Annotated in this window: 15 protein-coding genes; 6 read left to right on the plus strand and 9 right to left on the minus strand. The window is 50.4% G+C overall.

Annotated elements, in window-relative coordinates; translation table 11 throughout:
* Window positions 1–354: 354 nt before the first annotated feature.
* Window positions 355–891 carry a gamma carbonic anhydrase family protein gene (locus tag ABRZ28_RS23530; protein ID WP_319606541.1) on the plus strand — a complete coding sequence of 179 codons (537 nt, stop codon included), beginning with the start codon at window positions 355–357 and terminating at the stop codon, window positions 889–891.
* Here the strand turns inward: ABRZ28_RS23530 and ABRZ28_RS23535 are convergent.
* Genes ABRZ28_RS23535 through dprA form a run of 6 tightly spaced genes read right to left on the minus strand, consistent with a single transcriptional unit; the run spans window position 888 to window position 4,698 of the window.
* Window positions 888–1,145 (minus strand): DUF1488 family protein, encoded by a 258-nt coding sequence (locus ABRZ28_RS23535; RefSeq protein ID WP_330521745.1) that lies wholly within the window; start codon window positions 1,143–1,145, stop codon window positions 888–890. The two genes, ABRZ28_RS23530 and ABRZ28_RS23535, sit on opposite strands and share 4 nt — an antisense overlap.
* On the minus strand, window positions 1,142–1,969 hold the full coding sequence (aroE, locus tag ABRZ28_RS23540) for a shikimate dehydrogenase (RefSeq protein WP_330521746.1): 828 nt from the start codon (window positions 1,967–1,969) through the stop codon (window positions 1,142–1,144). Before aroE ends, ABRZ28_RS23535 begins: the two co-directional genes overlap by 4 nt.
* A 20-nt stretch (window positions 1,970–1,989) precedes the next feature.
* Window positions 1,990–2,559 carry an L-threonylcarbamoyladenylate synthase type 1 TsaC gene (gene tsaC, locus ABRZ28_RS23545; protein ID WP_330521747.1) on the minus strand — a complete coding sequence of 190 codons (570 nt, stop codon included), beginning with the start codon at window positions 2,557–2,559 and terminating at the stop codon, window positions 1,990–1,992.
* Window positions 2,552–3,109, minus strand: a complete 558-nt coding sequence (locus tag ABRZ28_RS23550) for a DNA topoisomerase family protein (protein ID WP_330521748.1) — start codon at window positions 3,107–3,109, stop codon at window positions 2,552–2,554. Before ABRZ28_RS23550 ends, tsaC begins: the two co-directional genes overlap by 8 nt.
* 22 nt (window positions 3,110–3,131) lie before the next feature.
* Window positions 3,132–3,605 carry a DUF494 family protein gene (locus tag ABRZ28_RS23555; RefSeq protein ID WP_048637267.1) on the minus strand — a complete coding sequence of 158 codons (474 nt, stop codon included), beginning with the start codon at window positions 3,603–3,605 and terminating at the stop codon, window positions 3,132–3,134.
* Window positions 3,577–4,698, minus strand: coding sequence for a DNA-protecting protein DprA (dprA, locus tag ABRZ28_RS23560; protein ID WP_330521751.1), 1,122 nt, complete (start codon window positions 4,696–4,698; stop codon window positions 3,577–3,579). The genes ABRZ28_RS23555 and dprA overlap by 29 nt, the downstream gene beginning before the upstream one ends.
* A gap of 129 nt (window positions 4,699–4,827) precedes the next feature.
* Here dprA and def point away from each other — a divergent pair, with 129 nt between their 5' ends.
* The 5 genes from def (at window position 4,828) to mscL (ending at window position 9,593) form a co-directional block, all read left to right on the plus strand.
* On the plus strand, window positions 4,828–5,337 hold the full coding sequence (gene def / locus ABRZ28_RS23565; RefSeq protein WP_319606535.1) for a peptide deformylase: 510 nt from the start codon (window positions 4,828–4,830) through the stop codon (window positions 5,335–5,337).
* A 27-nt stretch (window positions 5,338–5,364) separates the two neighbouring features.
* Window positions 5,365–6,312 carry a methionyl-tRNA formyltransferase gene (gene fmt / locus ABRZ28_RS23570; protein WP_330521752.1) on the plus strand — a complete coding sequence of 316 codons (948 nt, stop codon included), beginning with the start codon at window positions 5,365–5,367 and terminating at the stop codon, window positions 6,310–6,312.
* Between the two features lie 62 nt (window positions 6,313–6,374).
* Complete coding sequence (gene rsmB, locus ABRZ28_RS23575; RefSeq protein ID WP_330521753.1) at window positions 6,375–7,670, plus strand: 16S rRNA (cytosine(967)-C(5))-methyltransferase RsmB; 1,296 nt, start codon at window positions 6,375–6,377, stop codon at window positions 7,668–7,670.
* Between the two features lie 52 nt (window positions 7,671–7,722).
* A complete protein-coding gene (trkA, locus tag ABRZ28_RS23580; protein WP_319606532.1) occupies window positions 7,723–9,099 on the plus strand; it encodes a Trk system potassium transporter TrkA in 1,377 nt (458 codons plus the stop codon).
* A 95-nt stretch (window positions 9,100–9,194) separates the two neighbouring features.
* Window positions 9,195–9,593: a large-conductance mechanosensitive channel protein MscL gene (mscL, locus tag ABRZ28_RS23585; RefSeq protein ID WP_330521754.1), complete on the plus strand. Its 399-nt coding sequence runs from the start codon at window positions 9,195–9,197 to the stop codon at window positions 9,591–9,593.
* Window positions 9,594–9,682: 89 nt separating this feature from the next.
* On the opposite strand, the gene ABRZ28_RS23590 is transcribed toward mscL, so the two are convergent.
* The 3 genes from ABRZ28_RS23590 to rplQ form a co-directional block, all read right to left on the minus strand.
* Window positions 9,683–9,883: an alternative ribosome-rescue factor A gene (locus ABRZ28_RS23590; RefSeq protein ID WP_319606530.1), complete on the minus strand. Its 201-nt coding sequence runs from the start codon at window positions 9,881–9,883 to the stop codon at window positions 9,683–9,685.
* A gap of 84 nt (window positions 9,884–9,967) precedes the next feature.
* On the minus strand, window positions 9,968–10,339 hold the full coding sequence (locus ABRZ28_RS23595; protein WP_319606529.1) for a DnaJ family domain-containing protein: 372 nt from the start codon (window positions 10,337–10,339) through the stop codon (window positions 9,968–9,970).
* Between the two features lie 169 nt (window positions 10,340–10,508).
* Window positions 10,509–10,901, minus strand: a complete 393-nt coding sequence (rplQ, locus tag ABRZ28_RS23600; protein WP_009111220.1) for a 50S ribosomal protein L17 — start codon at window positions 10,899–10,901, stop codon at window positions 10,509–10,511.
* Window positions 10,902–10,907: the final 6 nt, after the last annotated feature.

Genomic DNA, 10,907 nt, shown 5'->3' on the forward strand with positions numbered 1-10,907 from the left:
ACAGATTGTCTGATTAAATTGTTAAAGAGCAGTGCGCGATGGCCTTGGCCGCTGCGCGAGGTGGCGTATATTACGCTTTCCTCTTTCAGAGTCAATGTTTATTTTAAACATCGTTCTCTTTTTCTTACCGACCCGCCGTTGTGTTCACAGCGCCGTGTCGATGGAGGCGCATTATAGGGATCCCAGATCTTTACACAACCACTTTTTCGATCTTTTTTTCCGTTCGCATAATTTTCGAGCCGTTCGTTGAGATCTTATACGATCGAGTCTATTTTCAGTGCTCTGTAGCCAGACATCTGCCGATATCTGGCCGAGATCTATACACATATAATTCAATCAATAAAGGGGTCACTGATGGATTCAGGAAACGTTCGCAACTATAAAGGTGTGTTCCCCGTCATCGGTAAAAACGTCATGATCGATTCGTCGAGCGTGATTATCGGTAAGGTAACGCTTAGCGACGACGTCAGCATTTGGCCTCTTGTCGTCATCCGCGGCGATGTGAACGATATACATATTGGTGCGAGAAGTAACGTCCAGGATGGTTCCGTACTGCATATCACGCACCAGTCAGAAAAGAACCCCGCCGGCCATCCGTTAATCATCGGTGAAGACGTCACCGTTGGACATAAAGCGATGCTGCATGGCTGCACGATAGGCAATCGCGTGTTGGTGGGGATGGGATCCATCATTCTAGACGGCGCAATCATTGAAGATGACGTAATGATCGGCGCGGGGAGTCTTGTTTCTCCGGGAAAACGCCTGGAAAGCGGTTATCTGTATTTAGGTAGTCCGGCTAAAAGGATCCGTCCCTTGAGCCAGGAAGAAATCGCAGGGCTGGTGTACTCGGCAAACAACTATGTTCGCTGGAAAAACGACTATCTCTCTTAGGAGAGCGAGAAATAGCCTTGGCTATCATATTCATCATTCAGCACCATTTTCTCAAACACGTCTTCCAGATCCCAACGATGCAGCCGGAACAGCGATAGCCACTGTTCCGGACTGTTTCCACCATAGCGTTGCACTAACTGCTCAGCGCTGATGCAGCATGTCTGCTGAAATCCATTAACCAGAACAGGAAAACAAACCGTCTTAAGATCATCGTCCCAGCTTTCACGATCCGGAAACTGGATAGCCTGATTCATTGAGCCAACTCCCGTTTAAGCTGCTCAATCACAGGAATGACATCCGGCATGACGCCATTCCAGATCTGGAAAGCGTGTGCGGCCTGCCCCACCAGCATACCCAAACCATCGGCATAACGGGTGGCGCCATGCTGCACGCACCAGGCTAAAAACGGCGTCAATTGGGACTGATAAAACATGTCATAACAACATGTTTGCGGTGAAATCAGTGAGGCAGGCAAATCAGGCGTCGTGCCATGCAAGCCTGAGGAGGTGGCATTGATAATCAGTTCAAAATCTTGCTCGCGCAAATCATCTGACTCAACGGCCTGAATATTGCCAATAGCGCTGAATAGCTGGGCTAAACTCTCGGCTTTGGCGAATGTCCTGTTGGTCAAGACGACTGAACAGCCATAAGCCAGCAGCGGCTGAATCACGCCGCGCGCCGCGCCACCCGCCCCTAGCAGCAAAACACGATCTTGTGATTTGATAAAATTCAGGCGCTGCAAGTCACTCAGTAAACCGACGCCATCGGTATTATCGCCAAATAAGCGTCCGTCATTGAGCTTCTTCAACGTGTTAACCGCTCCGGCAAGCGACGCCTCTTCGCTCAATACATCGGCTTTTGCGCAGGCCCGCTCTTTAAACGGAACGGTGATATTCGCCCCATGGGCGCCTTCCCGAAAGTAGCATTGCAATACATCCTCAAAGCTATCCAGCGGCGCCAATAGGCGTTTATAGCTCAGCTCAATGCCTGTCTGAGCGGCAAATAACTCATGTATACGCGGTGACTTGCTATGCGCGATTGGATTACCAAAAACAGCAAAAGACTTCATTTCAGACACGATACTCTCCAATCTTTACATCATCCCCGACGCAACAACTCACCGGTTAACACATCTCTAATTTCGGAAGGGTTGACTCTTCCCCCCACATCGCCACGTAAAACGGGAAAGCCCTCACCAAATTGTTGATACACTTCCTGCGCGGAACGACAAGGCGGCTGTCCGCTCAAATTGGCGCTGGTTGACACCAGAGGCTTACCGTAACCGAGACACAATTTTTTCACCAATGGATGAGCGCTGACCCGTACGGCAAGCGAATCAAATTGCCCGGTCAGCCATTTTGGCGTTGTTGGCCTGGTGGGGATCACCCAGGTAACAGGCCCGGGCCAGCGAGAAAACATCATCTCTTTTTGAGATTCGGACAATACGCTATCGTCTATGTAAGGTTCCAACTGCCGATAATCAGCCGCTATCAGAATCAAACCTTTTTGCCACGGGCGTTGCTTCAATGCCAGCAAACGACTAACCGCCAGCTCGCTGTCCGGATCGCACCCCAGACCAAAAACGGCTTCAGTGGGATAGGCAATGACCTCTTCGTTTAACAATGCCTGCAAAAGAGAAGCCGGTAAATTCCCGGAAATATCATTCATGATTATCAACTTCAGCCGTCACCGGTTTTCCACATAGTTTACTGGCGCAAAACAGCTTGATGCCTTGTGCCGTTTTCTTCTCGATAAGCAAAGGATAGTGGCAGTGGGGACACTCCCCGGTGACCGGTTTATGATTGAGCGTGAATTGGCACTCGGGATAACGATCGCAAGCGTGAAACACTTTTCCGTAGCGTGACTTGCGCTGTAACAACGTACCCTTCTGGCATTGCGGGCAATGCAGCGCCGTTTCATCCGGACGATCGATCGCCTCCGTATGATTACACGCCGGATAGTTGCCGCAGCCGATAAACATGCCATAGCGCCCTTGCCTCAACACGAGCGTTGACTGGCAAAGCGGACACAGTTGTCCATCCAGAACCTTAACCACATGGCCGTCAGCCTGAGCTTTGAGCGGGCGAATAAATTCACATTCAGGGTAACGAGAGCAACCAAGAAAAGGCCCGTGCCGTCCGGAACGGATAACCAGCACAGACCCGCATTCAGGGCAAACCTCTTGTTTCTTGTCAGCAAAAAGTACGGTTTTAGCCATTCCTTACCTATTACACTCCAGGCTATTGCACATAACCGTCATTTTCCTCAAACAGGAGTTCTTCCATTTGTTGATATGCGTTTTCACACCCAGGGACGTTAAACAGCACCATCAGAATGACCCATTTCAGATCTTCCAGATCAAACTCTTGCGTTTCAAGCGCCATTACCCTGTCGATCACCATCTCGCGCGTTTCCAGATTCAATACCTGGATCTGTTCGAGAAACAATAAAAAACCACGGCAATCGGCATCCAGGCGCTGTTCTTCATCCTGTGTATAAATACGTATTGCTAATGGGTCATGAGCCAGATTGAGCGGTGTATTCTGCCCTTCCTGTATGTCAGCCAATTTTTCCAGCCAACTCAACGCGCTGTAAATATCGTTGCGGTGAAATCCAGCACGGGTGAGGTCATCAGTCAACGTATCCTGATCGACACGCATTTCAGTTTCATTGTGGATATAAGTTTCAAACAAGTACATGAGTACGTCGAACATGGCCTGCCCTCCTTAATCGGACATAGCCGCCGGGTACTGCTGCGATCCATCCTGCTAACTCCAGTTCCAATAGTTTACCCACTATCTCTGGCACAGGTTGGCCGGCACGTTCAGCGACAACGTCAACAGGTGTAACCTCATCTCCTACGTTAGCCAACACGCCAGCAAATGGCAATTCAACATCCTCTTCTACGGCAGAAATAATTCCCTCACCCTCCGTTGGCAGCCATTGAAGCCCATTTATTAACTGTTCAACCACATTTTTAGGATGAGTGACAAGGTAGGCGCCCTGTTGGATCAACCAATGCGTGCCTTCCGTCATCGGATTGCCGATCGGCCCCGGTAAAGCAAAGACTTCCCGGCCTTGTTCCAATGCATAGCGGGCCGTTACCAGCGATCCGCTACGTATGGACGCCTCGATAACCAAGACGCCCAGACTCAATCCGCTAATAATACGGTTTCGTCTTGGAAAATTCGTGGGCAACGGCGGCGCTGATAGGGAAAATTCGGAGACTAATGCGCCGCCCTGTTCAAGAATTCGAGCGGCAAGCGATTGATGACGCCGGGGGTAGATATGCGCCAGGCCGCTGCCTAACACCGCAATCGTCTTTCCCCCGGCGTCCAGCGCGGCGCGGTGTGCGACGCCATCGATCCCGACGGCCAGTCCGCTGGTGATGACGAGCTCATTAACCGCCAGCTCTTGTGCAAAAAATTGTCCCCATTGCTCACCGTAAGCACTGTTGTTACGACTACCAACAATGGCGATTTGCGGCGATGCCAATAGGGAAAGTTCGCCCGCGACAAACAATAAGAGCGGATAGGTGCTGATATTGCCAAGCAAAAAAGGGTATCGCTCATCGATACAGCTCACCATATGATGCGCGGGCTGTGACAACCAATATAGGGTTTCGTCCAGCGCTTTCCTATCACACTGTTGAAATTGTTCCGCCTGGACTTCCGTCATGCCAAGCGAGATTAAAAAACCCTTGCCGCCGTTGCCCTCGGCGATAAGTTTTTTGGCGATTTCCGCGGCCCGTCTGGCCCGCAAATGTTTGACCCCCATCAGGCGCAGCCAGATTTCCGTTGATAACATTCCGCATCCCTTATTCCGTCGCCTTCTGGCCAACCGTCAATATGATTGCCGATGCTGTCAATCGGTGCAGGAAATGTCTAGAATAAGCACTGATACTCTCCCATCACTCGGATACAGATCTAAATATATATGTCAGTTTTGCAGGTATTACATTTTCCGGATGAACGGCTACGCACAACGGCGCAGCCCGTAAAAGAAGTCAATGCAGACATTCAACGCATCGTCGACGATATGTTCGATACGATGTATGAAGAAGAAGGCATTGGCCTGGCCGCCACCCAGGTGGATATCCATCAACGTATTATTGTTATTGATGTTTCAGAATCACGGGATCAAAGATTGGTATTGATTAATCCCGAACTGATTGAGAAGGACGGCGATACCGGCATTGAAGAAGGCTGCCTGTCGATCCCTGAAACAAGAGCGCTCGTTCCACGCGCTGAACGAGTAAAAGTGCGCGCGCTGGATCGGGAAGGGAATACTTTTGAACTGGAAGCCGACGGTCTGCTAGCCATCTGTATTCAGCATGAAATGGATCATCTGGTCGGGAAACTGTTTATCGATTATCTCTCCCCGCTCAAACGCCAGAGGATCCGCCAGAAGCTGGAAAAACTGGCCAAGCAAAACAGCCGGGGTTGATCATTTACCTTCCTGACGGGAAATAACGTGTCTGATTCTTTACGTATTATCTTTGCTGGAACACCTGACTTTGCCGTGCGTCATCTGGAGGCGCTGCTAGCCTCCAAACATCAGGTCGTCGGCGTTTTCACTCAGCCGGATCGTCCGGCTGGCCGCGGAAAAAAGTTAACCGCCACGCCGGTCAAAGCGTTGGCGGAACAGCACGGTATTCCGGTGTATCAGCCCAAGTCGCTGCGTCACCCCGACGCTCAGCAGAGTGTTGCAGCGCTTAATGCCGATGTGATGGTGGTTGTCGCCTATGGACTGATTTTACCGCAGGCAGTCCTGGATATGCCGCGTCTCGGTTGTCTCAATGTGCATGGCTCGCTGCTGCCGCGCTGGCGGGGCGCCGCGCCGATTGAACGCGCGCTGTGGGCCGGCGATCGGAATACCGGCGTCACCATCATGCAGATGGATGCGGGGCTTGATACCGGTGCGATGCTGCATAAGATCGCGTGTCCTATCCTGCCACAGGACACCAGCGCGACGTTATACGCCAAACTGGCCGAGCTGGGGCCGCGCGGCTTATTGGAAACGCTGGAGCAGTTGGCTGATGGTCAAATAACGGCAGAACCTCAGGATGACGCGCTGGCCACTTATGCGGAGAAACTCAGCAAAGAAGAAGCCCGCCTCGACTGGCGGTTGTCCGCCGCCCAGCTTGAACGCTGCGTACGCGCTTTCAATCCGCGGCCGGTCAGCTATTTTATCGTGGATGAACAGCCGGTTAAGGTATGGAAATGCCTGGCCGGCGCCGCGGAACATCAATCCCGGCCCGGCACCATTTTACATGCCGACAAAAAAGGGATTCAGGTCGCGACCGCAGACGGCGTGTTGACTATTCTTGAACTACAGCCAGCCGGTAAAAAAATCATGGCCGTACAGGATTTACTTAACTCCCGACGTGAATGGTTTATTGCAGGTAATGTTCTGGCTTAAACGCTATCTCATGCCGGCGGCACCCAGCCGGTATATCCTCTCTATTACGTAGTCGCTAACTAATGAAAAGCTCATATAACCTTCGCAGCATTACCGCTAAAGTGGTAGGGCAAGTATTGGATCATGGACAATCGCTCAGCGCTTTATTGCCCGCTTATCAGAAAGATATTACTGATAAGGATCGCGCACTATTGCAAGAACTCTGCTTTGGCGTACTACGCGTATTACCGCAGTTAGAGTGGTGCATTCAGCAACTGATGGCAAAACCGTTGACCGGGAAACAGCGCGCTTTACACTACCTTATCATGGTCGGCATATATCAGTTGCTCTATACCCGCATCCCGCCGCATGCCGCGCTGGCTGAAACGGTAGAAGGAGCCGTCGCCTTGAAACGCCCCCAGCTCAAGGGGCTGATTAACGGCGTTTTACGGCAATTCCAGCGTCAGCAGGATGAACTGCTGCAACGAGTAGCGAATACCCCCGCACGCTACCTGCATCCAGGCTGGCTACTGACGCGCATTAAAAATGCCTATCCAGAAAACTGGCAAGACATTGTTGCCGCCAATAACCAGCGGCCGCCAATGTGGTTGCGGGTAAATCGCTTACATCACACCCGCGACGAATACCTCTCCCTGCTTGAACAACAAAGCATAGAGGCCGTGCCGCATCCCGATTATCCTGACGCCATCAGGCTGGCGGTTCCCTGCGCTGTCAACCTGCTACCCGGTTTCGCCCAAGGGTGGGTTACCGTACAGGATGCCTCCGCCCAGGGGTGTATTCATTGGCTAGCGCCTCAGGACGGCGAGCAAATTCTCGACCTGTGCGCCGCGCCGGGCGGTAAAACAACCCATATCCTCGAGGCCGCGCCGAAAGCGCACGTACTGGCCGTCGATATTGATGATGAAAGACTTGCCAGAGTCAGAGAAAATTTGCAGCGCTTACAGCTAAACGCCGAATTAAAGCAAGGAGATGGACGGCAACCGCAAAGCTGGTGCGGCGATAAAATTTTCGATCGTATCTTGCTGGACGCGCCTTGCTCCGCCACAGGCGTCGTACGCCGTCACCCAGACATAAAATGGCTGCGCCGCGATAACGACATCGCCGAACTCGCACTACTGCAAAAAGATATTCTTGATGCAATCTGGCCGCGCCTGAAAACCGGCGGGACATTGGTTTATGCGACCTGCTCGATCTTGCCGGAAGAAAATCATCAGCAAATACATCACTTTTTGCTGCGCCACTCCGATGCTCAGTTAGTGGATACCGGCAGCCCAGACAGGCCTGGGATGCAAAAGCTCCCTAGCCCGGAAGATGGTGACGGCTTCTTCTATGCAAAGCTGGTAAAAAACGAACATTAAACCCAGTATTGTTCAGAATCATCAAGCAATAACACATACGGCAGAATTAATTATGAAGATTATTATTCTTGGCGCTGGTCAGGTAGGCGGTACACTGGCGGAAAATCTGGCTGGTGAGAATAACGACATAACCGTCGTCGATACCGATACGACCCGTTTGCGTCAGCTCCAGGATAAATTTGATCTTAGAGTCGTCACGGGTTACGCCTCTCATCCGCGCGTGCTGCATGAAGCAGGAGCGGAAGATGCGGATATGTTAGTGGCGGTCACCAATTCCGATGAAACCAATATGGTTGCCTGTCAAATAGCCTATTCGCTTTTCAATACGCCGAATCGTATTGCGCGGATCCGATCGTCGGAATACATGCGTGAAGCCGATCGTTTATTTCTGCCTGAAGCCGTTCCCATTGATTATTTGATCTCTCCGGAACAATTGGTCATCGATAATATTTACAAGCTGATTGAATATCCCGGCGCTCTTCAGGTGGTTAATTTCGCTCAAGGCAAAGTGAGTATCGCCGCCGTCAATGCCTATTATGGCGGCCCGTTGGTCGGCAACGCCTTGTCATCTATTCGCGAACATATGCCGCACATAGAAACGCGCGTTGCCGCTATTTTCCGTCATGACCGTCCTATTCGCCCCCAGGGCTCTACGGTTATCGAAGCCGGGGATGAAGTCTTTTTTGTTGCCGCATCACAGAATATCCGCGCCGTAATGAGCGAACTGCAACGCCTGGAAAACCCTTATAAGCGGATCATGATCGTTGGCGGCGGTAACGTTGGCGCCGGTCTGGCCCAACGATTAGAAAAAGATTACAGCATTAAACTGATAGAACATAACGCGGAGCGAGCCGCTGAACTGGCGGAATTGTTACAGGATACCATCGTTTTTCATGGCGATGCCTCTGACCAGGAGCTTCTGGCAGAAGAGCATATCGAGCAAATGGATGTGTTCATCGCCATCACCAACGACGATGAAGCCAACATCATGTCCGCCATGCTGGCTAAACGAATGGGCGCCAAAAAAGTCATGGTGCTTATCCAACGTCGTGCCTATGTCGATTTAGTGCAAGGCAGCGTGATTGATGTCGCTATATCTCCACAGCAAGCAACCATCTCCGCGTTATTAAGCCACGTACGTAAAGCGGATATCGTCAGCGTATCGTCGCTACGCAGAGGGGTCGCCGAAGCCATTGAGGCTATCGCGCATGGGGATGAAGGCACATCAAAAGTTGTCGGACGGCTGATTGAAGAGATAAAACTACCGCCAGGAACGACTATCGGGGCAATTGTGCGCGGGGATGATGTCATCATTGCCAATGACAATACCCGGATTGAACAAGGCGACCATATCATTATGTTCTTAACAGATAAGAAATTCGTACCTGATGTAGAACGGCTATTCCAACCAAGTCCCTTCTTTTTGTAATAAATATGGGTAATGCATTAAACGTTATATGAGAATATGGCAAACATAGAACTATTTGTTAAAATTAATCTATCTTTTTATCAAGGAGAGTGGTTATGAGTATTATCAAAGAATTCCGCGAATTTGCCATGCGCGGGAATGTGGTCGATCTGGCCGTCGGGGTGATTATCGGTGCGGCATTCGGGAAAATTGTTTCCTCGCTGGTATCCGATATCATTATGCCCCCACTGGGGCTGCTAATCGGCGGCGTGGACTTTAAACAGTTTAGTCTTGTATTACGCGCGGCCCAGGGTGATGTTCCTGCTGTCGTTATGCATTACGGTGTTTTCATTCAGAATATTTTCGACTTCATTATTGTCGCATTCGCTATATTCGTCGCCATCAAATTAATGAACAAATTACGCCGTAAACAGGAAGATGCGCCAGCCGCGCCGCCAAAACCCAGCGCGGAAGAGAAGTTATTAACTGAAATACGTGACCTGCTGAAAAAATAACCGGAGCCTGACTTTTCAGGACGAGAAATTCAGCAGCATTGTTTCTGACTTCTTCGTAATAGATTGTGAAATCCGCAGACCTCAGAAAATCAGAAGACCAGTGGTAAATAATCAATTGATTGCTTACCGCTGGCCTCCCAGTTTCCCTTCTTTACATGTTTGTCTTTTCTGCGATAGCTTCCTTTTCCCTTACTGTTTACTTCCACGCGTTGGCGAAACAGCGGGTCAGATAACAATGCTTCAATAGCATTGTCCTGTATTTTCCCTCGTTTATGACGATATACGGCCATACTTACCTCTGGTAATCAGGATGATGAAATAAAGCGGGAAGAGTATAGATGAGAATCAGCCTATAATAGAGGCAGTTTTCAAAATTAATCCTGCGCGCCAAACGACTTTTTTAACACGTCGGCATATTCACTGTGCAAAAAATCAGTATTGATGCCTCGTTGTTGCAAACTCAGCTCGAGCAGACGAAACCGGCGGGAAACAGATTCGTACGTGGGAGATTCTCGGGAGATATTTTCCAACAGATCGGCTAATTGTAGCGCCTCTTTACGCTCTTGCAATTCGACAGGAAGGCAACCGGCGTTTTTTAACAGACGATAAGCGACCCTCAACTCAGGAGGAACAGCGCTGTCATCGTCCAGCATCAATGGCTTACCCGCGCCAGGCAAGTTATCAAAAGCGCCTTCTGACCGAGCTTGCGCAATATGGCGTTCAACCAAGTCATCAATTAACCACATAATAACCTCTGAAGTGTTGCCCACTGTCATAAAGGTTAGCGTATTCCAAACGTAAAAAAACGCCCGAGACGTTTTTCACTATTGCATCACTACGGCCCGAAAGAGGGCGGGCAGGGATCGCACGCCATAAAAAAACCGGGTTTCCCCGGTTTTTTTATGCGCTTGCAGATTACTCCGCAGTTGCAACTTCTTCTGTTTGAGAAGCTGAGCGATCAACGAGCTCGATGTATGCCATCGGCGCATTGTCGCCTGCACGGAAGCCACACTTCAGAATACGAGTGTAACCACCGGCACGGCTCGCGAAACGCGGACCCAGTTCATTAAACAGTTTTGCCACGATCTCGTTATCACGAGTACGGGCGAATGCCAGACGACGATTAGCAACGCTGTCGGTCTTGGCAAGAGTAATCAGCGGTTCAACAACACGACGCAGCTCTTTTGCTTTTGGCAGGGTTGTCTTGATGATCTCATGACGAACCAAAGAACTAGCCATGTTACGGAACATAGCCTGACGATGGCTGCTGTTACGGTTCAGTTGACGACCACTCTTACGATGGCGCATGACCTT

Origin of the sequence: Brenneria sp. g21c3, assembly GCF_040240345.1 — a bacterium.
GTDB lineage: Bacteria > Pseudomonadota > Gammaproteobacteria > Enterobacterales > Enterobacteriaceae > Brenneria.

Excerpts from the sequence above, each read along its gene's own strand:
- trkA (WP_319606532.1), top strand. The coding sequence starts at position 7,723 with ATGAAGATTATTATTCTTGGCGCTGGTCAGGTAGGCGGTACACTGGCG.
- ABRZ28_RS23595 (WP_319606529.1), bottom strand. The coding sequence starts at position 10,339 with ATGTGGTTAATTGATGACTTGGTTGAACGCCATATTGCGCAAGCTCGG.
- dprA (WP_330521751.1), bottom strand. The coding sequence starts at position 4,698 with ATGTTATCAACGGAAATCTGGCTGCGCCTGATGGGGGTCAAACATTTG.
- ABRZ28_RS23590 (WP_319606530.1), bottom strand. The coding sequence starts at position 9,883 with ATGGCCGTATATCGTCATAAACGAGGGAAAATACAGGACAATGCTATT.
- ABRZ28_RS23555 (WP_048637267.1), bottom strand. The coding sequence starts at position 3,605 with ATGTTCGACGTACTCATGTACTTGTTTGAAACTTATATCCACAATGAA.
- mscL (WP_330521754.1), top strand. The coding sequence starts at position 9,195 with ATGAGTATTATCAAAGAATTCCGCGAATTTGCCATGCGCGGGAATGTG.
- ABRZ28_RS23530 (WP_319606541.1), top strand. The coding sequence starts at position 355 with ATGGATTCAGGAAACGTTCGCAACTATAAAGGTGTGTTCCCCGTCATC.
- tsaC (WP_330521747.1), bottom strand. The coding sequence starts at position 2,559 with ATGAATGATATTTCCGGGAATTTACCGGCTTCTCTTTTGCAGGCATTG.
- ABRZ28_RS23550 (WP_330521748.1), bottom strand. The coding sequence starts at position 3,109 with ATGGCTAAAACCGTACTTTTTGCTGACAAGAAACAAGAGGTTTGCCCT.
- rsmB (WP_330521753.1), top strand. The coding sequence starts at position 6,375 with ATGAAAAGCTCATATAACCTTCGCAGCATTACCGCTAAAGTGGTAGGG.
- rplQ (WP_009111220.1), bottom strand. The coding sequence starts at position 10,901 with ATGCGCCATCGTAAGAGTGGTCGTCAACTGAACCGTAACAGCAGCCAT.
- def (WP_319606535.1), top strand. The coding sequence starts at position 4,828 with ATGTCAGTTTTGCAGGTATTACATTTTCCGGATGAACGGCTACGCACA.
- ABRZ28_RS23535 (WP_330521745.1), bottom strand. The coding sequence starts at position 1,145 with ATGAATCAGGCTATCCAGTTTCCGGATCGTGAAAGCTGGGACGATGAT.